16 protein-coding genes and 8 pseudogenes are annotated in these 20213 nt (G+C 44.4%); all 24 read left to right on the top strand.

Annotated features, from left to right (window positions below):
* The first annotated feature begins 71 nt into the window (after positions 1-71).
* The 24 genes and pseudogenes from rpoB to rplF all read left to right on the top strand — a co-directional run bounded on the left by rpoB (position 72) and on the right by rplF (position 20185).
* Positions 72-3609: pseudogene (rpoB, locus tag JCM19033_RS16660) on the top strand (DNA-directed RNA polymerase subunit beta).
* 94 nt (positions 3610-3703) lie between these two features.
* Positions 3704-7321, top strand: coding sequence for a DNA-directed RNA polymerase subunit beta' (gene rpoC / locus JCM19033_RS16655; protein ID WP_054637136.1), 3618 nt, complete (start codon positions 3704-3706; stop codon positions 7319-7321).
* Positions 7322-7398: 77 nt separating this feature from the next.
* Complete coding sequence (locus JCM19033_RS16650) at positions 7399-7650, top strand: 50S ribosomal protein L7ae-like protein (protein WP_054637135.1); 252 nt, start codon at positions 7399-7401, stop codon at positions 7648-7650.
* A 108-nt stretch (positions 7651-7758) separates the two neighbouring features.
* Positions 7759-8172: a 30S ribosomal protein S12 gene (gene rpsL / locus JCM19033_RS16645; protein ID WP_054637134.1), complete on the top strand. Its 414-nt coding sequence runs from the start codon at positions 7759-7761 to the stop codon at positions 8170-8172.
* Between the two features lie 29 nt (positions 8173-8201).
* The gene (gene rpsG / locus JCM19033_RS16640) at positions 8202-8672 is read left to right on the top strand and encodes a 30S ribosomal protein S7 (protein WP_054637133.1); all 471 of its coding nucleotides are present in this window, start codon (positions 8202-8204) and stop codon (positions 8670-8672) included.
* A 67-nt stretch (positions 8673-8739) separates the two neighbouring features.
* A pseudogene (fusA, locus tag JCM19033_RS16635) lies at positions 8740-10817 on the top strand (elongation factor G).
* A 121-nt stretch (positions 10818-10938) separates the two neighbouring features.
* A pseudogene (gene tuf / locus JCM19033_RS16630) lies at positions 10939-12128 on the top strand (elongation factor Tu).
* Positions 12129-12566: 438 nt separating this feature from the next.
* A complete protein-coding gene (gene rpsJ / locus JCM19033_RS16625; RefSeq protein WP_054637132.1) occupies positions 12567-12875 on the top strand; it encodes a 30S ribosomal protein S10 in 309 nt (102 codons plus the stop codon).
* Positions 12876-12936: 61 nt separating this feature from the next.
* Positions 12937-13568: pseudogene (gene rplC / locus JCM19033_RS16620) on the top strand (50S ribosomal protein L3).
* Between the two features lie 27 nt (positions 13569-13595).
* Positions 13596-14218 (top strand): annotated as a pseudogene (gene rplD / locus JCM19033_RS16615) (50S ribosomal protein L4).
* Complete coding sequence (gene rplW, locus JCM19033_RS16610) at positions 14218-14502, top strand: 50S ribosomal protein L23 (RefSeq protein WP_269758318.1); 285 nt, start codon at positions 14218-14220, stop codon at positions 14500-14502. Before rplD ends, rplW begins: the two are co-directional and overlap by 1 nt.
* Before the next feature lie 25 nt (positions 14503-14527).
* Positions 14528-15356: pseudogene (gene rplB, locus JCM19033_RS16605) on the top strand (50S ribosomal protein L2).
* A 57-nt stretch (positions 15357-15413) separates the two neighbouring features.
* The gene (gene rpsS, locus JCM19033_RS16600; RefSeq protein WP_054637129.1) at positions 15414-15692 is read left to right on the top strand and encodes a 30S ribosomal protein S19; all 279 of its coding nucleotides are present in this window, start codon (positions 15414-15416) and stop codon (positions 15690-15692) included.
* A gap of 21 nt (positions 15693-15713) precedes the next feature.
* A complete protein-coding gene (gene rplV / locus JCM19033_RS16595; protein WP_054637128.1) occupies positions 15714-16055 on the top strand; it encodes a 50S ribosomal protein L22 in 342 nt (113 codons plus the stop codon).
* Between the two features lie 3 nt (positions 16056-16058).
* Complete coding sequence (gene rpsC, locus JCM19033_RS16590; RefSeq protein ID WP_054637127.1) at positions 16059-16718, top strand: 30S ribosomal protein S3; 660 nt, start codon at positions 16059-16061, stop codon at positions 16716-16718.
* A 1-nt stretch (position 16719) separates the two neighbouring features.
* The gene (rplP, locus tag JCM19033_RS16585; RefSeq protein ID WP_054637126.1) at positions 16720-17154 is read left to right on the top strand and encodes a 50S ribosomal protein L16; all 435 of its coding nucleotides are present in this window, start codon (positions 16720-16722) and stop codon (positions 17152-17154) included.
* Positions 17144-17347 (top strand): 50S ribosomal protein L29, encoded by a 204-nt coding sequence (gene rpmC / locus JCM19033_RS16580; RefSeq protein WP_054637125.1) that lies wholly within the window; start codon positions 17144-17146, stop codon positions 17345-17347. Before rplP ends, rpmC begins: the two co-directional genes overlap by 11 nt.
* Before the next feature lie 25 nt (positions 17348-17372).
* Positions 17373-17636: a 30S ribosomal protein S17 gene (rpsQ, locus tag JCM19033_RS16575; RefSeq protein ID WP_054637124.1), complete on the top strand. Its 264-nt coding sequence runs from the start codon at positions 17373-17375 to the stop codon at positions 17634-17636.
* Positions 17637-17671: 35 nt separating this feature from the next.
* Positions 17672-18039, top strand: a pseudogene (gene rplN, locus JCM19033_RS16570) (50S ribosomal protein L14).
* 43 nt (positions 18040-18082) lie between these two features.
* Positions 18083-18409: a 50S ribosomal protein L24 gene (gene rplX / locus JCM19033_RS16565; RefSeq protein WP_054637122.1), complete on the top strand. Its 327-nt coding sequence runs from the start codon at positions 18083-18085 to the stop codon at positions 18407-18409.
* Positions 18410-18436: 27 nt separating this feature from the next.
* Positions 18437-18976 carry a 50S ribosomal protein L5 gene (gene rplE, locus JCM19033_RS16560; protein ID WP_054637121.1) on the top strand — a complete coding sequence of 180 codons (540 nt, stop codon included), beginning with the start codon at positions 18437-18439 and terminating at the stop codon, positions 18974-18976.
* A gap of 28 nt (positions 18977-19004) precedes the next feature.
* On the top strand, positions 19005-19190 hold the full coding sequence (locus tag JCM19033_RS22570; RefSeq protein WP_019375521.1) for a type Z 30S ribosomal protein S14: 186 nt from the start codon (positions 19005-19007) through the stop codon (positions 19188-19190).
* A gap of 30 nt (positions 19191-19220) precedes the next feature.
* On the top strand, positions 19221-19619 hold the full coding sequence (gene rpsH, locus JCM19033_RS16555) for a 30S ribosomal protein S8 (RefSeq protein WP_054637120.1): 399 nt from the start codon (positions 19221-19223) through the stop codon (positions 19617-19619).
* Between the two features lie 30 nt (positions 19620-19649).
* Positions 19650-20185: pseudogene (rplF, locus tag JCM19033_RS16550) on the top strand (50S ribosomal protein L6).
* The last annotated feature ends 28 nt before the right edge of the window (positions 20186-20213 follow it).

The following is a 20213-nucleotide window of genomic DNA, read 5'->3' as shown; positions in this document are numbered from 1 at the left end:
TGCTTGTCACCTTTGGAAAGTCGTTGCTCCGAGAGTGACGAACAATTTGCGAGATTTGAGGGGTGAATCAGTTGACAGGTCAACTCATTCAGTTTGGACGCCACCGCCAGAGAAGAAGCTATGCAAGAATCAGTGAAGTGTTAGAATTACCTAACCTCATTGAAATCCAAACCGCTTCCTATCAATGGTTTTTAGATGAGGGTATAAAGGAAATGTTCCAGGATATTTCCCCAATAGAAGATTTTACAGGGAACCTCATCCTTGAATTCATTGATTACAGCCTTGGAGAACCAAAGTATTCCGTAGAAGAATCAAAAGAAAGAGACGTAACTTACTCTGCTCCACTCCGAGTGAAGGTTCGATTAATGAACAAAGAAACAGGAGAGGTTAAAGAACAAGAGGTTTTCATGGGGGACTTCCCTCTAATGACTGATACGGGAACCTTTGTCATTAATGGAGCTGAGCGTGTTATCGTATCCCAGCTTGTTCGTTCGCCAAGTGTGTACTACAGCCATAAAACGGACAAGAATGGAAAGAAAGGTTATACCACCACGGTCATTCCTAATCGTGGAGCATGGCTGGAACTTGAAACAGATGCGAAAGACATTGTTTACGTTCGTATCGACCGCACACGAAAAATCCCTGTATCTGTACTTATGCGAGCTCTTGGGTTTAGCTCGGACCAGGAGATTATTGATCTTCTGGGTGAAGATGAGTATTTACGCAATACTCTTGAAAAAGACAATACCGATGGAACGGAAAAAGCACTCATTGAAATCTATGAGCGCCTTCGTCCAGGGGAACCGCCGACTGTAGAAAACGCTAAAAGTCTTTTAGACTCAAGGTTCTTTGATCCAAAGAGATATGACCTGGCAAATGTCGGCCGTTATAAAATGAACAAAAAGCTTCATATCAAGAATCGTCTCTTTAATCAGCGCCTTGCTGAAACTCTGGTAGACCCAGAAACAGGTGAAGTGCTTGCTGAAGAAGGTGCAGTCATCGACCGCAGAACTCTTGATAGACTTATTCCTTACCTTGAAAATAATGTAGGATTTAAGAGATATTCTGTCAGCGGTGGTGTAGTACAAGAAGGCGATTTAGATATTCAGTCTATCAAAATATATCCGCCTGATGAGCAGGATGCCGACCGGGCGATCAATGTCATCAGTAATGGCAATATTGACAAGTCTGTCAAAAACATTACTCCGGAAGACATTGTGGCTTCCATTAACTATTTCTTTAACCTGCTTCATGGGGTGGGAGATACAGATGACATCGATCACTTAGGTAACCGTCGTTTACGTTCTGTAGGTGAATTACTTCAAAACCAATTCCGTATCGGATTGTCACGAATGGAGCGAGTGGTGCGTGAAAGAATGTCTATACAAGACCCAAGCGCTATCACTCCCCAGGCTCTGATTAATATCCGCCCGGTAATTGCTTCAATCAAAGAGTTCTTTGGAAGCTCTCAGCTTTCCCAGTTCATGGACCAGACGAATCCATTGGCAGAGTTAACGCATAAACGCCGTCTTTCTGCTCTTGGGCCCGGCGGGTTAACTCGTGAGCGTGCCGGATTTGAAGTGCGTGATGTTCACTACTCTCACTATGGCCGGATGTGTCCGATTGAGACACCAGAGGTCCAAACATCGGCTTGATTAACTCTTTGTCAAGTTATGCAAAGGTCAACGAATTTGGCTTTATGGAAACTCCGTACCGCCGTGTTGATCATGAGACTGGAAAGGTTACTGAGCATATCGATTATTTAACTGCGGATGAAGAAGACAATTATGTAGTCGCTCAGGCTAATGCGAAGCTCACTGATGATGGAAGCTTTGTGGATGAGAATATCATTGCGCGTTTCCGCGGTGAGAACACCATTGTGCCGAAAGAAAAAATAGACTACATGGATGTTTCTCCAAAGCAGGTTGTATCTGCTGCGACAGCTTGTATCCCTTTCCTTGAAAATGACGACTCTAACCGTGCTCTTATGGGTGCGAACATGCAGCGGCAGGCAGTGCCTTTGTTAGAGCCGGAAGCTCCTATTGTGGGTACCGGCATGGAGTACGTGTCTGCTAAGGATTCAGGGGCAGCGATTGTCTCTAAATCAAGGGGAATCGTAGAGCGTGTCACTGCTAGAGAAGTATGGATTCGCCGCCTTGAGGCAGTGGACGGTAAAGATGTTAAGACAGACCTTGATAAATATAATTTGTCCAAGTTTATACGTTCAAACCAAGGAACCAGTTACAACCAGCGTCCAATTGTGAGTGAAGGAGACCAGGTTGTGAAAGGTGAGGTGCTCGCTGACGGCCCATCGATGGAAAAAGGTGAAATGGCTCTAGGGCGTAATGTATTAGTTGGCTTTATGACATGGGACGGCTATAACTACGAGGATGCCATCATCTTAAGTGAAAGACTGGTAAAGGACGATGTATATACTTCTGTGCATATTGAAGAATATGAGTCGGAAGCACGTGATACAAAGCTTGGACCAGAGGAAATTACTCGAGACATTCCTAACGTAAGTGAGGATGCTCTTAAAAACCTGGATGATCGAGGGATCATCAGAGTGGGAGCCGAAGTAAAAGATGGAGACATTCTTGTCGGGAAAGTTACTCCAAAAGGGATGACAGAACTGACAGCTGAGGAACGACTTCTTCATGCCATCTTTGGTGAAAAAGCCCGTGAAGTAAGGGACACTTCTCTGCGAGTGCCCCACGGAGCTGACGGCATTGTCTTGATGTTAAGATCTTTAACCGTGAAGATGGAGATGAGCTTCCACCGGGAGTTAACCAGCTGGTTAGAGCTTATATCGTTCAGAAACGTAAGATTCATGAAGGTGACAAAATGGCAGGACGTCACGGGAACAAGGGTGTTATATCCCGGATTCTTCCCGAGGAAGATATGCCTTACCTTCCAGATGGAACACCGATTGATATCATGCTTAACCCTCTAGGGGTACCATCTCGTATGAATATCGGACAAGTGCTTGAGCTTCATTTAGGAATGGCCGCCCGCCAGCTGAAACTCCATATGGCCACTCCGGTATTTGACGGAGCCCGAGAGGAAGACGTGTGGGAAACATTGCTTGAAGCAGGAATGGCTCGTGATGGTAAAACAATACTATACGACGGCCGGACCGGTGAGACTTTTGATAACCGTGTTTCTGTCGGGGTTATGTATATGATTAAACTGGCTCACATGGTCGACGACAAGCTTCATGCTCGTTCAACTGGCCCTTATTCCCTTGTTACACAGCAGCCGCTTGGCGGTAAAGCCCAATTTGGCGGTCAGCGTTTTGGGGAAATGGAAGTATGGGCGCTAGAAGCATATGGGGCTGCCTATACACTGCAGGAAATTCTGACAGTGAAGTCTGATGACGTCGTAGGACGTGTAAAAACTTACGAAGCAATCGTCAAAGGAGAAAATGTCCCTGAACCAGGCGTGCCTGAATCTTTCAAAGTACTGATTAAAGAGCTGCAAGCTCTTGGCATGGATGTGAAGATGCTTTCTAGTACGGAAGAAGAAATTGAAATGAAAGAGTTAGACGATGAAGAAGAGCAGTCTAATGACAAGCTGAACCTGAAAATGGAGTCCAGTGAGAACGCCTAAATAACAACACTGTTTGCCGGAAGCGAAAGGACATCCCGCCTTTCGCTCCGCTGTTTTCCCTACAACCTGAAAGTTCGAAAGGGAGGTTGACCCCTTGATAGATGTAAATAACTTTGAATACATGAAAATTGGTCTTGCTTCTCCGGATAAGATTCGCTCCTGGTCTCGCGGTGAAGTGAAAAAGCCGGAAACAATTAATTATCGTACGTTAAAGCCTGAAAAGGACGGACTTTTCTGCGAACGTATCTTTGGACCAACAAAAGATTGGGAATGTCACTGTGGCAAGTACAAAAGGGTCCGCTACAAAGGCGTGGTCTGTGACCGGTGCGGCGTGGAAGTGACAAGAGCGAAAGTCCGCCGTGAACGAATGGGACATATTGAACTTGCTGCACCAGTATCCCATATCTGGTATTTTAAAGGGATTCCAAGCCGAATGGGCCTTGTTTTAGACATGTCACCTCGTTCCTTGGAGGAAGTCATTTATTTCGCTTCGTACGTAGTGACTGATGCTGGAGACACCCCTCTAGAATATAAGCAGCTTCTTTCAGAGAAGGAATATCGTTCGTACTATGATAAGTACGGAAGAGGCTTTTCGGCTCAAATGGGAGCCGAAGCAATTAGAAAGATTTTGTCAGATATCGATTTAGACAAAGAAGTTAAAACGTTGAAAGAAGAGTTGGAAACTGCTCAAGGCCAGCGCCGGACGAGAGCGATTAAGCGCCTAGAAGTTCTCGAAGCATTTAGAAACTCAGGGAATGATCCATCATGGATGATTCTTGATGTTCTTCCGGTAATTCCGCCTGAACTGCGTCCAATGGTGCAGCTTGACGGTGGCCGGTTTGCCACGTCGGACTTAAACGATTTATACCGTCGTGTAATAAACAGAAATAACCGATTGAAGCGTCTTTTAGATCTAGGAGCACCAAATATCATCGTTCAAAATGAAAAAAGAATGCTTCAGGAAGCAGTAGATGCATTAATAGATAACGGACGCCGCGGCCGTCCTGTAACTGGGCCGGGGAATCGTCCGTTGAAATCCCTTTCCCACATGTTGAAGGGAAAACAAGGCCGTTTCCGTCAAAACTTACTAGGTAAGCGTGTTGACTATTCCGGCCGTTCCGTAATCGTAGTAGGGCCCGCTCTTAAAATGTATCAATGTGGTCTTCCAAAGGAAATGGCGCTTGAGCTGTTTAAGCCTTTTGTAATGAAGGAGCTTGTCAGCAAAGGACTTGCCCACAACATCAAAAGTGCGAAACGAAAAGTAGAGCGAGTGCAGCCGGAAGTATGGGATGTACTAGAAGAGGTAATCAGAGAGCACCCAGTACTATTAAACCGGGCGCCGACGTTACACAGACTAGGTATTCAAGCATTTGAACCAACGCTTGTTGAAGGTCGAGCGATTAAGCTGCATCCTCTCGTATGTACGGCGTATAATGCGGACTTTGACGGAGACCAAATGGCTGTTCACGTTCCTCTTTCAGCGGAAGCACAAGCGGAAGCAAGAATCCTTATGCTTGCAGCGCAGAACATCCTTAATCCTAAGGATGGAAAGCCTGTTGTAACTCCTTCCCAGGATATGGTTTTAGGGAACTATTATCTCACTCTGGAACGAAAAGGGGCAGATGGAGAAGGTTCTGTCTTCAAGGACACCAATGAAGCATTAACTGCTTACCAAAATGGATACGTACATTTACACAGCAGGATTGCGATCCCTGTTGCCTCCTTGAAAAAGACGACCTTTACCGAAGAGCAGAATAATCAATTGTTGTTAACGACCGTAGGGAAGTTAATTTTTAATGAGATTATGCCGAGCTCATTTGCCTTTGTAAATGAACCTACGAGAACAAACCTTGAAACAGCTACACCAGCGAAATACATGGTGCCTAACACTACGGACGTTAAAAAAGAGTTTGAATCCAGAGACGTTGTTCCTCCTTTTAAGAAAGGTTTCTTAGGAGACATCATCGCTCAAGTATTTAAAGACTTCCAGATTACTGAAACGTCGAAGATGCTTGACCGAATGAAAGACCTAGGGTTTTATTATTCCACTAAAGCGGGGATCACTGTCGGGGTTTCAGACATTGTAGTATTGAAGACAAAACAAGAAATTCTTGATGATGCTGACCTGAAGGTGGAACGGGTTATGAAGCAGTTCCGCCGCGGTTTAATTACTGAGGAAGAGCGCTACGATAAAGTTATTTCCATCTGGAGTGAAGCGAAGGATATCATTCAGGAACGCTTAATGGGTACACTAGATCCCCAAAACCCAATCTTCATGATGAGTGACTCTGGTGCTCGTGGTAACGCATCTAACTTTACACAGCTTGCTGGAATGCGCGGATTGATGGCCAACCCGTCTGGACGTATTATCGAGCTTCCGATTAAGTCCAGCTTCCGTGAAGGTCTGACAGTACTTGAGTACTTTATCTCCACGCACGGAGCACGAAAAGGTCTTGCGGATACAGCTCTGAAAACAGCCGACTCAGGCTATCTTACTCGTCGCCTTGTTGATGTTGCCCAGGATGTTATCATTCGGGAAAATGACTGCGGAACAGACAGAGGCCTTGAAGTGAGTGCTCTTAGGGAAGGGAATGAAGTCATTGAGGACTTGTATGACCGTCTCGTAGGGCGTGTGGCCTTTAAGACTGTGCGCCACCCAGAAACAGATGAAACGCTGATCAGGAAGAATGAACTGATTAATGAAGATACAGCAAAAGTAATTGAAGATTCCGGAGTGGAAACGGTAACGATCCGTTCTGTATTTACATGCGATACGCGACACGGTGCATGTAAGAAATGTTACGGAAGAAACCTTGCTACTGGAAGTGACGTAGAGGTTGGAGAAGCAGTAGGAATTATTGCAGCACAATCTATCGGAGAGCCGGGAACCCAGCTCACCATGCGTACGTTCCATACAGGCGGGGTGGCAGGAGACGATATTACACAAGGTCTCCCGCGTATCCAGGAACTATTTGAAGCACGAAATCCTAAAGGGCAAGCCGTTATTACTGAATTGTCCGGTGAAGTAGCGGAGGTTCAGGAAGCTGGCGATAAAAAAGAAGTAACAATAAAAGGGGATCAGGAAACAAGATCTTATACTACCCCATATGGCGCACGCCTTAAAGTAGGAGTAGGAGATCATGTGGAAACGGGTGATCCTTTAACTGAAGGCTCCATCGACCCGAAAGAACTACTGGTTGTTTCAGGTCTTCATGGGACACAAGAATACCTGCTAAAAGAAGTTCAAAAGGTATACCGCATGCAAGGGGTAGAAATTGGCGACAAACACGTAGAGGTAATGGTCCGTCAAATGCTTCGTAAGATCCGTGTCGCAGATTCCGGAGATACAGAGGTACTGCCTGGTAGCCTTGTGGAAGTGCACAATTTTGACGATGCTAACCATAAAGTACTGGCAGAAGGCAAAATGCCGGCTGTGGGCCGCCCTGTGATTCTTGGTATTACGAAAGCGTCTCTTGAAACAGACTCCTTCTTGTCAGCTGCATCCTTCCAGGAAACGACTCGTGTCCTTACAGATGCGGCAATCAAAGGAAAACGTGATGAGCTTGTAGGACTGAAAGAGAACGTTATTATCGGTAAACTTGTTCCAGCCGGAACAGGGATGCAGAGATATCGTTCATTGAAGTCAGATATAAGTGAAACAGTGGAAAAGCCTGAAGCGGATAGTGTTGAAGCAATTATGAATCATGAGTAAAAGAGTGTTGACACTCGTTTTTCAGAGTGATATGATATCAAAGTGCGCCTAACACCCTGTGCTTTGGAGGATGACTAATGTCTTATGAAAAAGTAACACAGGCCGCTGAAGTAGTGATAGGAACGAAGCAGACGTTGAAAGCTTTAGAAGCGGGTACAGCAGATGAAGTAATTGTTGCCGAGGATGCAGAAAAGCGTGTTGTCAACAAAATCATCTTAGCTGCTAAAGATAGAAATATCCCCATTCACACTGTCGATTCTATGCAGCTGCTTGGTAAAGCTTGTGGAATTGATGTAGGAGCTGCAACGGTTGCCTTGAAAAAGGGATAATGTTTTTGCTGGCAGGGTTCTCTCTGCTAGCAAAAACTTTACTTTTGTCTTCAATTGAACCACCTGGATCGGTGGTCTTGAAAATAGCTTAAGGAAGGAGGAAATTGGATGCCTACTATTAACCAACTTGTCCGTAAAGGACGTCAAAACAAAACAAAGAAGTCTGACAGCCCAGCTTTGAACAAAGGGTTTAACAGCTTCAAAAAAGTTCAAACAGACCAGTCTGCTCCTCAAAAGCGCGGAGTATGTACTCGTGTTGGAACAATGACGCCAAAGAAACCGAACTCTGCATTGCGTAAGTATGCACGTGTTCGTTTGACAAACGGGATCGAGGTTACTGCTTACATCCCGGGAATTGGCCATAACTTACAAGAACATAGTGTGGTATTGATCCGTGGAGGACGTGTTAAGGACCTTCCAGGGGTACGTTATCACATCGTTCGTGGTGCACTAGACACTGCTGGTGTACAAGATCGTAAGCAAAGCAGATCTAAATACGGCACGAAGAAGCCGAAGAAATAAAAATAAAGACAAGAAAGGAGGGGTGATCCATGCCTCGTAAAGGACCTGTACCTCGCCGTGACGTGCTGCCTGATCCGCTTTACAACTCAAAATTGGTCACTCGTCTAATCAACCGCATTATGGTTGACGGTAAAAAAGGTAAAGCTCAAAACATTCTTTATAAGTCTTTTGATATCGTACGTGAACGTACAAATCAAGAGCCAATGGAAGTATTCGATCAAGCATTGAAAAACATCATGCCTGTGCTGGAAGTTAAAGCTCGTCGTGTAGGTGGTGCAAACTACCAGGTACCGATTGAAGTTAAGCCTGATCGTCGTACAACATTGGGACTTCGCTGGTTGGTGAGCTATGCTCGTCTTCGCGGAGAGAAAACAATGGAAGAACGTTTGGCTAATGAAATTATGGATGCAGCAAACAATACTGGTTCAGCAGTTAAGAAGCGTGAGGACACTCACCGTATGGCTGAAGCAAACAAAGCATTTGCTCATTATCGCTGGTAATCTGTCAGGTAGATATTATAAAAAAATAATTCAACCAACTTAGGATTTGAGAAAGGAGAAGGAGTCTATGGCAAGAGCATTCTCCTTAGAAAAAACTCGTAATATCGGTATCATGGCTCACATCGATGCCGGTAAAACGACTGCCACAGAACGTATCCTTTATTATACTGGTCGTATCCATAAAATTGGTGAAACTCATGAAGGTGCATCTCAAATGGACTGGATGGAGCAAGAGCAAGAGCGTGGTATTACTATCACCTCTGCTGCTACCACCGCTCAGTGGAAAGACCATCGTGTAAACATAATCGATACACCAGGCACGTAGACTTTACTGTAGAAGTAGAGCGTTCTCTTCGTGTACTTGACGGGGCAGTTGCGGTTCTTGACGCACAATCTGGTGTGGAACCACAAACAGAAACAGTGTGGCGCCAGGCGACCACATATCATGTACCTCGTATTGTTTTTGTTAATAAGATGGATAAAATCGGAGCAGATTTCATCTACTCCTTGGGTACTCTTAAAGACCGTCTAGGTGCTAATGCGCAGGCAGTTCAGCTACCGATTGGTGCTGAAGACGAATTTGAGGGTATCATTGATCTTGTTACAATGGAAGCATTCTTCTACTTGGACGATCTCGGAACTCGTACAGAGGCCCGTGAAATCCCAGAAGAATACAAGGCTCAAGCTGAGGAGTATCGTGAGAAGCTAATTGAGGCAGTATCTGAACTCGATGAAGATCTTATGATGAAATATCTTGAAGGTGAAGAAATCAGCAATGACGAATTAAAAGCAGCTGTTCGTAAAGCTACACTAAGTGTAGAATTCTACCCTGTGCTTTGCGGTTCTGCTTTCAAAAACAAAGGTGTTCAATTAATGATTGACGCTGTCATTGACTATCTTCCATCGCCGCTTGATGTACCTCCTATCAAAGGTCATCTTCCAGACACTGAGGAAGAAGTAGAGCGTAAAGCTGACGATAACGGGCCTTTCTCAGCACTTGCCTTTAAGGTAATGGCTGACCCTTACGTTGGTAAGCTGACGTTCTTCCGCGTGTACTCAGGGAGACTTGATTCTGGTTCTTATGTTCGTAACTCAACTAAGGACAAGCGTGAGCGTGTAGGTCGTATTCTTCAAATGCATGCAAACTCTCGTGAAGAAATCTCCAGTGTGTATGCTGGTGATATTGCAGCAGGAGTAGGTTTGAAAGATACATCAACTGGGGACACTCTATGTGATGAAAAGGATCGCGTAATCCTTGAATCTATGGAATTCCCAGAACCGGTTATCTCCTTGTCTGTTGAACCTAAGTCAAAAGCAGACCAGGATAAAATGGGTATTGCCCTTGCAAGACTTGCTGATGAGGATCCAACTTTCCAGACAAAGACCGATGAAGAAACTGGTCAAACAATTATCTCTGGAATGGGAGAACTTCACCTTGATATCATTGTTGACCGTCTAAGACGTGAGTTCAAAGTAGATGCTACTGTAGGTGCTCCTCAGGTATCTTACCGTGAAACGATTCGTCAAGGTGCAAAATGTGAAGGAAAGTTTGTCCGTCAGTCCGGTGGACGCGGTCAGTATGGTCACGTTTGGGTTGAATTTGAACCAAATGAAGAAGGCGCCGGCTTTGAATTTGAAAACAAAATCGTAGGTGGGGTTGTTCCTCGTGAATATATTCCTTCTGTAGAGCAGGGCATTGCTGAGTCAATGCAAAATGGTCTGTTGGCAGGGTACCCGCTTATTGATGTAAAAGCCAAGCTCTTTGATGGTTCTTACCATGACGTTGACTCCAACGAAATGGCATTTAAAGTAGCTGCTTCTATGGCACTTAAGCAGGCAAAAACCAAGTGTAACCCTGTGCTTCTTGAGCCGCTTATGAAAGTTGAAATTGTGGTTCCAGAGGAATACATGGGTGACGTTATGGGTGACGTAACTTCCCGTCGCGGCCGTGTTGAAGGTATGGAAGCTCGTGGGAATGCTCAGGTGATCCGTGCATTTGTACCACTTGCTGAAATGTTTGGTTATGCTACAAACCTTCGTTCTAACACACAAGGACGTGGAACGTACAGCATGTACTTTGACCACTATGAAGAAGTGCCTAAGAGTGTTTCTGAAGAAATCATTAAGAAAAGTAGTGGACAATAATTTAATCGAAACAATTGTTTCTAAAAAAAATTTATTGTAAGCTAAGAAAGGTGATTCATAGCAGAATGTTCCACCTTTCTTGCTTCACATAATTTACTTGATTTAAGGGAGGATTATCATAATGGCAAAAGAAAAGTTTGATCGTTCGAAAACACATGCCAATATCGGTACTATCGGCCACGTTGACCATGGTAAAACTACGTTAACGGCTGCTATTACAACTGTACTTCACAAGCGTTCCGGTTCTGGAACGGCTATGGCTTACGATTCTATCGACGGTGCTCCAGAAGAGCGCGAGCGTGGAATCACAATCTCTACTGCACACGTAGAGTATGAAACAGATTCTCGTCACTATGCACACGTTGACTGCCCAGGCCACGCTGACTATGTTAAAAACATGATCACTGGTGCTGCACAAATGGACGGAGCTATTCTTGTAGTATCCGCAGCTGACGGTCCAATGCCACAAACTCGTGAGCACATTCTTCTTTCCCGTCAGGTTGGTGTACCTTCTATCGTTGTTTTCTTGAACAAAGTAGACATGGTAGACGACGAAGAGCTTCTTGAGCTAGTTGAAATGGAAGTACGTGACCTTCTTTCTGAGTACGACTTCCCTGGAGACGACGTACCTGTTGTATCCGGATCTGCTTTGAAAGCACTTGAAGGAGACGAAGCGTACGAGGAAAAATCGTCGAGCTTATGCAAGCTGTAGATGACTACATCCCAACTCCAGAGCGTGACAAAGACAAGGCGTTCATGATGCCTGTTGAGGACGTATTCTCTATCACTGGCCGTGGTACAGTTGCGACTGGCCGTGTAGAGCGTGGAGTTCTTAACGTTGGTGATGAAATTGAAATCATCGGTATCGATGAAGAAGCTAGAAAAACAACTGTTACTGGAGTAGAAATGTTCCGTAAGCTTCTTGACTATGCAGAAGCTGGCGACAACATTGGTGCCCTTCTTCGTGGTGTAAGCCGTGAGGACATCAAGCGTGGTCAAGTTTTGGCTAAGCCTGGTTCTATCACACCACACACGAAGTTTAAAGCTGAGGTATACGTTCTTTCAAAAGAAGAGGGTGGACGTCACACTCCTTTCTTCTCTAACTATCGTCCTCAGTTCTACTTCCGTACAACTGACGTAACTGGTGTTATCCACCTTCCTGAAGGCGTAGAAATGGTTATGCCTGGTGACAACATCGAAATGACAGTTGAACTAATTGCTCCAATCGCGATCGAAGACGGTACGAAGTTCTCTATCCGTGAAGGCGGACGTACTGTAGGCGCTGGCGTTGTTGCTGAAATCACTGAGTAATAAGTAAAGTGATATAATAAGAGTCCTGACAGAGTCAGGGCTCTTTTTAGTGGGATAGCACTGTGTGGAACGTCTTTATCCTATCTCTTCTATATAATATAAGGAAGAAACAAAACGGCTGGCTGATTACCTCCTGACCATCAAGAAAGAGACTCCTTACAGCAATCAGCAAGAAGGATTGCTTGAGAAATAAAGGAAAGCAAATTTTTTTTGAATAAAAACTTGCAATTAGTGTACTAGGTCTTTATAATAGAAAAAGTGTGACCAATGGATATATTTTTGAGCTGATAAATCAGTCAATCTATACGTTCTTGGTCCTGGATAACGATGATGCGGAAGGTTGCCGACACACCCGGACCCTTTGCCATGGGAGGGCGTGATGGGATAATTTTCGCGGAGGATGTCTGTATAAATCGGACGAAAAAAGGAGGTCTACAAATGGCAAAAGAAAAAATTCGTATTCGTTTAAAAGCTTATGACCATCGCATTCTTGATCAGTCTGCAGAGAAGATTGTTGACACAGCGAAGCGTTCTGGAGCGGGAGTATCTGGACCTATTCCACTACCTACAGAAAAGTCTGTTTACACAATCTTGCGTGCGACTCACAAGTTTAAGGATTCACGTGAGCAGTTTGAAATGCGCACACATAAGCGTTTAATCGACATCGTAAGCCCAACGCCGCAAACAGTTGATGCTTTGATGCGTTTGGATTTACCATCTGGTGTCGATATTGAAATTAAACTTTAATAGTCTTTTATATTAACAATAAATAAAAAATAATTTTATGAAATAACAGGAGGTGTGACTAATGGCCAAAGGAATCTTGGGAAGAAAAATTGGAATGACACAGTTGTTTAACGACAATGGAGAGGTAGTACCGGTAACAGTTATCCAAGCTGAACCAAATGTGGTTCTACAAACCAAGACTGTTGAGTCTGACGGGTATGAAGCCATTCAACTTGGTTTCTCCGATAAAAAAGAATCACGTTCTAACAAACCAGCTAAGGGACATGCTGAGAAAGCAAGTACTACTCCCAAGCGCTACGTACGTGAATTCCGTGACGTGACACTTACGGATTATGAAGTTGGTCAGGAAGTCAAAGTTGATACATTTAATGCAGGAGACACAGTTGATGTAACTGGAACGTCTAAAGGGAAAGGTTTCCAGGGTGCTATTAAGCGCCATAACCAGTCTCGCGGACCAATGTCTCACGGTTCTCGTTACCACCGTCGCCAGGTTCAATGGGTCCAACAGATCCAAACCACGTTCTTAAAGGGAAGAAGCTTCCGGGACGCATGGGTACAAACACAGTAACAGTACAAAACCTTGAAGTAGTGAAAGTCGATACAGATCGTAATTTGCTGCTAATCAAAGGTAATGTACCTGGACCGAAAAAAAGCTATGTATCTATTCAAAGTGCTGTAAAAGCAACGAAATAAAATGTCTGAATGAAAGGAGGCTCCATCATGCCTAAAGTAGCATTGTTTAACCAATCCGGTTCTCAAGTCGGAGATGTAGATTTGGCGGATGCCGTATTTGGCATCGAACCAAATGAAGCTGTTCTAGCGGATGCTGTGCTTATGCAGCAGGCATCATTGCGTCAAGGAACACACAAAGTTAAAAATCGTTCTGAAGTTAGAGGCGGAGGACGCAAACCTTGGCGTCAAAAAGGAACTGGACGTGCCCGTCAAGGATCTATTCGTTCCCCACAATGGTAGGAGGCGGAGTAGTCTTCGGACCAACACCGCGTAGCTACAGCTACAGCCTGCCAAAGAAAGTTCGTCGTCTTGCTATTAAATCCGCTCTTTCCACTAAAGTACAGAGTGAAGAGTTTGTAGTAGTAGAGGACTTGAAATTAGATGCACCAAAGACAAAAGAAATGGTTAATATCCTTTCTGGTCTTTCTGCAAGTGACAAAGCACTTGTAGTAACAGCTGACTATAATGAAGCCGTTGCTTTGTCAGCAAAAAATATCCCTGGAGTTACCTTTGTAACTGCCGATAATGTGAGCGTACTTGACCTGCTTAAGCACAACAAAGTAGTCATCACAAAAGAGGCAGTGGAGAAGGTAGAGGAGGTGCTTGGATAATGAACGCACGCGATGTAATTAAGCGCCCCGTAATTACTGAACGCTCTGCAGATCAAATGGAAGAGAAGAAATATACGTTTGAAGTAGACGTGAAGGCTAACAAAACGCAAATCAAGCAAGCCTTGGAAGAGATCTTTGACATCAAAGTAGCGAAAGTTAACACTTTGAATTACAAAGGTAAATTCCGTCGTTTCGGCCGTTATACTGGTTTTAAACCTAGCCGTAAAAAAGCGATTGTCACACTAACGCCAGACAGTCAAGAATTAGAACTATTTGAAAGCTAATAAAGAGTGAAGGAGGGAAACCAAGATGCCTATCAAAAAGTATAAGCCGACTACAAATGGTCGCCGTGGAATGTCCGGAAGCGACTTTGCAGAGATCACAACTGATCAGCCAGAAAAATCTTTGCTTGAGCCCCTTCACAAGAAAGGCGGTCGTAATAATCAAGGCCGTATTTCTGTTCGCCACCAAGGCGGTGGCACAAGCGTCAATATCGTGTTATCGACTTTAAGCGTGAAAAGGACGGAGTTCCTGGTCGTGTAGCGACTATCGAGTACGATCCAAACCGTTCTGCTAACATCGCGCTCATTAACTACCTGGACGGTGAAAAACGTTATATCCTTGCACCAAAAGGACTTAAGGTAGGACAAGAAATCGTATCAGGTCCAGAGGCAGACATCAAAGTAGGAAACGCACTTCCACTTGTTAATATCCCAGTGGTACTGTAATCCATAATGTTGAGTTAAAGCCTGGACGTGGAGCACAGCTTGTTCGTTCTGCCGGAGCAGAAGCTCAGGTACTTGGTAAAGAAGGCAAATATGTTCTTGTGCGACTAAGATCTGGTGAAACACGCTTGATTCTTTCTTCATGTCGTGCTACAGTCGGTCAAGTTGGTAATCTTGAACATGAACTTATTAACGTTGGTAAAGCCGGCCGGTCTCGCTGGTTAGGTAAGCGTCCTGTCGTTCGTGGTTCTGCAATGAACCCTAGTGATCACCCACACGGTGGTGGGGAAGGCCGCGCGCCTATCGGACGTAAGTCACCAGTTACACCTTGGGGTCAACCAACTCTTGGTTACAAGACACGTAAGAAAAACAAAGACACTGACAAGTATATTGTCCGTCGTCGTAAAAAATAACGAGGTTGCGCTGCGGTTCTACGGAACCGTGGGCCAATCACGAAGGGAGGTCTCATCATGGGTCGTAGTTTAAAAAAAGGACCTTTTGTCGATGACCACTTGATGACAAAAGTGGAAGAATTAAACGAGAAGAATGATAAGAAAGTAATTAAAACCTGGTCTCGCCGCTCTACAATTTTCCCTGACTTTGTCGGACATACAATCGCTGTTTACGATGGTCGTAAGCACGTGCCTGTATACGTATCAGAGGACATGGTTGGCCATAAGCTTGGAGAGTTTGCACCTTCAAGAACGTACAGAGGCCATGGAAAAGACGATAAGAAAACGAGACGTTAATTAGAGGGGAGGTAAACATTCATGCAAGCTAAAGCAGTTGCTAAACAAGTCCGAATTGCCCCTCGTAAAGCACGTTTGGTAGCAGACCTTGTTCGGGGCAAGAACATCGGTGAAGCGCTAGCTATTCTTAATCACACTCCAAAAGCAGCTTCCCCGATCATTGAGAAAGTACTAAACTCTGCTGTTGCAAACGCAGAGCATAACTATGAAATGGAACCTGAGAATCTATATATCAGCGAGGCTTTTGTTGATGAAGGTGTAACGCTTAAAAGATTCCGTCCACGTGCGATGGGGCGCGCCACAAGAATTAACAAGCGCACAAGCCATATTACAATCGTTGTATCAGAAAAGAAGGAGGGTTAATGAGTGGGTCAAAAAGTTAATCCGGTAGGATTGCGCATCGGCGTAATTCGCGACTGGGATTCCAAATGGTACGCTGACAAGGACTATGCAGACTTACTTCACGAGGACGTTAAGATTCGTGAGTTCATCGAAAACCGCTTGACGGACGCATCAGTATCTACAATTGAGATTGAGCGTGCAGCAAAGCGTGTTAATATTACTATTCACACTGCGAAACCTGGTATGGTTATCGGTAAAGGCGGTTCGGAAGTTGAGGCTCTTCGTAAAGCCCTTAACCAATTAACCGGCAAAAGAGTACACATCAACATTGCAGAAGTAAAGCAAGCTGATATGGATGCTCGCCTGGTGGCAGAAAATATTGCTCGTCAATTAGAAAACCGTATTTCTTTCCGTCGTGCAATGAAGCAAGCTATGCAGCGCACAATGCGTGCTGGAGCACAAGGTATCAAAACAGAAGTTTCCGGCCGTCTTGGCGGAGCTGACATCGCTCGCTCTGAAAGCTATAACGAAGGGACAGTTCCTCTCCATACACTTCGCGCGGACATCGATTATGGGACTGCTGAAGCAGACACTACGTACGGTAAAATCGGAGTGAAGATCTGGATCTATCGTGGAGAAGTCCTTCCAACGAAAGGAACGAACAAAAAGGAAGGAGGAAAATAATATGTTGATGCCTAAACGTGTTAAATTCCGTCGTGAACATCGTGGAAAAATGAGAGGCCGTGCAAAAGGCGGAACTGAAGTTACTTTTGGTGAATATGGCCTACAAGCAGTAGAAGCATCTTGGATTACAAACCGTCAAATTGAGTCAGCTCGTATCGCAATGACTCGTTACATGAAGCGTGGCGGTAAGGTTTGGATTAAAATTTTTCCAGACAAACCATACACAGCAAAACCTCTTGAAGTTCGAATGGGTTCCGGTAAAGGTGCTCCAGAAGGATGGGTAGCTGTTGTAAAACCTGGTAAGATTATGTTTGAAATTGCGGGGGTTCCTGAAGAAGTAGCCCGCGAAGCACTTAGACTTGCGTCTCACAAGCTTCCAATTAAGACGAAGTTTGTTAAACGCGAAGAAGTAGGTGGTGAGGCAAATGAAAGCTAATGAAATTAGAGAGTTAACCACTGCTGAAATTGAGCAAAAGACTAAGTCACTGAAAGAAGAGTTATTTAACCTTCGCTTTCAGCTGGCAACTGGTCAATTGGACAATCCAGTACGGATTCGCACAGTACGGAAAGATATTGCCCGTGCCAAGACAGTTTTACGCGAAAGAGAGCTCGGTATTAATAAAGGTTAATAAACCTGAGAGGAGGTTTGGCTAAATGGCTGAACGTAATCAGCGTAAAGTGTACAATGGACGCGTTGTTTCTGATAAGATGGATAAGACTATTACGGTTCTGGTTGAAACGTACAAGACTGATTCCCTATACGGAAAGCGTGTAAAGTACTCTAAGAAATTCAAAGCACATGATGAAGAAAATAAAAGCCAAAAAGGCGATATCGTTAAGATCATGGAAACTCGCCCGCTATCTAAGGATAAACGTTTCCGACTAGTGGAAATTGTAGAAGAAGCCGTGATCATTTAATACTTTTCTCTGTATGAAGGGAGGTTACGTAGTCAATGATTCAACAAGAAAGTCGTTTAAAAGTTGCAGATAACTCTGGTGCAAGACAAGTACAATGCATTAAAGTTCTAGGCGGCTCTGGTCGTAAATCCGCTAACATCGGTGATATGATTGTTTGCTCGGTAAAACAAGCAACACCAGGAGGCGTTGTCAAAAAAGGTGAAGTTGTCACTGCTGTAATTGTTCGCTCTAAGAGCGGTGCACGTCGTAAGGATGGTTCTTACATTAAGTTCGACGAAAACGCAGCTGTAATTGTTCGCCCAGATAAAAGCCTCGCGGGACTCGTATTTTCGGACCGGTAGCAAGAGAACTCCGTGATGAGCAATACATGAAAATCGTTTCTTTGGCACCAGAAGTGCTTTAAGAGACCGGTAGAGATGAAAATGCATGGTTAAGGAGGTGCGATGATGGCTCAACCTAAACTCCACGTCAAAAAAGGCGATAAAGTCAAAGTAATCACTGGAAAAGACAAGGGCACCGAAGGTGTGATCCTTGAAGCTTACCCTAGCGATTACAGAGTGTTGGTAGAAGGGGTTAACATGGTAAAAAAACATGCTAAGCCTTCTCAAGAAAATCCGCAAGGTGGAATCATGAACCAAGAGGCGCCAATTCATGTATCCAACGTGATGCCTATTGATCCGCAAAGCGGTGAACCTACTCGTGTAGGTTATAAAGTTGAAGACGGAAAAAAAATCCGGGTTGCTAAGAAATCTGGTGAACCCCTCGATAAGTAAGTCAGTTGATGAAAGGAGGTCAACCATATGAACGCTCTAAAGAGTAAATACCAAAATGAGATTGTTTCAAACTTGCATGAAAAGTTTAATTACTCCTCTGTTATGGGAGTACCTAAAATAGACAAAATTGTGGTAAACATGGGTGTGGGTGAAGCGGTGCAAAACCCTAAGGCTCTTGATAAAGCAGTTGAAGAACTAGCTGATATCACAGGTCAAAAACCATTAATCACAAAGGCCAAGAAATCTATCGCAGGCTTTAAGCTTCGTGAAGGTATGCCTATTGGCGCCAAAGTTACACTTCGAGGCCAACGTATGTATGATTTTCTTGAAAAGCTAATCAACGTATCTCTTCCTCGTGTACGTGACTTCCGCGGGATCTCAAACAAAGCATTTGACGGTCGCGGGAACTACACACTAGGTGTAAAAGAGCAGTTGATCTTCCCAGAGATCGAATACGATAAAGTAGACAAAGTTCGCGGCATGGATATCGTAATTGTTACCACTGCTGAAACGGACGAAGAAGCACGTGAGTTGCTAACTCAAATGGGACTGCCGTTCCAAAAATAAGTGAACCTTTAAGGAGGGACAATCTGCCTTGGCTAAAAAATCAATGATCGCCAAACAAAAGCGGCCACAAAAGTACCAAGTACGTGAGTACACCCGTTGTGAACGTTGTGGACGTCCTCACTCTGTTATACGTAAATTTAAACTTTGCCGGATTTGTTTCCGTGAACTCGCATACAAAGGACAAATTCCAGGCGTCAAAAAAGCAAGCTGGTAAGGCTCCAGACAAGGAAGGAGGTAAACCGATATGGTTATGACAGATCCGATTGCCGATATGCTAACACGCATTCGTAATGCAAACACTGTTCGTCACGAGAAGCTTGAATTGCCAGCTTCTAACTTGAAAAAAGAAATCGCAGAAATCCTCAAGCGTGAAGGTTTCGTTCGCGATGTAGAATATGTGGAAGACAACAAGCAAGGAATCATCCGTATCTTCTTGAAGTACGGACCAAGCAATGAGCGCGTTATTTCCGGGCTTAAGCGAATCAGCAAGCCAGGACTTCGCGTCTATGCGAAAGCTAACGAAGTACCTCGTGTACTTGGTGGATTAGGAATCGCTGTAATTTCTACTTCTAACGGAGTAATGACTGATAAAGATGCTCGCAGCCAACAAGTTGGCGGAGAAGTTCTAGCATATATCTGGTAACACAAGAGTGGACGAAATGGAGGTGACATTATGTCTCGTGTAGGTATTAAACCAGTAGTAATCCCTGAAGGTGTAACAGTATCACTTGACGGTAACGTGGTAACTGTTAAAGGCCTAAAGGGGAACTAAAGCGTGAAATTCATTCTGACATGAAAGTCAATATTGAAGATAACGAAGTAACGGTTGAAAGACCTTCTGACCACAAAGAGCATCGTGCTCTTCACGGAACTAGCCGCAGCTTGATCAACAACATGGTTGAGGGCGTAACCCAAGGCTATGAAAAAGCATTGGAGCTTGTCGGTGTAGGTTATCGTGCGAACAAATCTGGAAACAAGGTAGTTCTGAATGTAGGATACTCCCACCCAGTTGAGATTGTTCCTGAAGAAGGGATCGAAATCGATGTTCCAGCGAACACCAAAGTAGTGGTTAAAGGAATCGACAAAGAGCGTGTTGGAGCTGTAGCTTCTAACATCCGTTCTGTACGGACCCCAGAACCTTATAAAGGTAAAGGAATTCGTTACGCAGGTGAGCAAGTTCGCCGCAAAGAAGGTAAAACTGGTAAGTAACTCCTAACGAAAAAGTGAGAAAGGAGGA

The sequence above is a fragment of the Thalassobacillus sp. C254 genome (assembly GCF_001310615.1).
The sequence above is the reverse complement of the archived record's forward strand: the minus strand, read 5'-3'. Positions and strand labels throughout refer to the sequence as shown.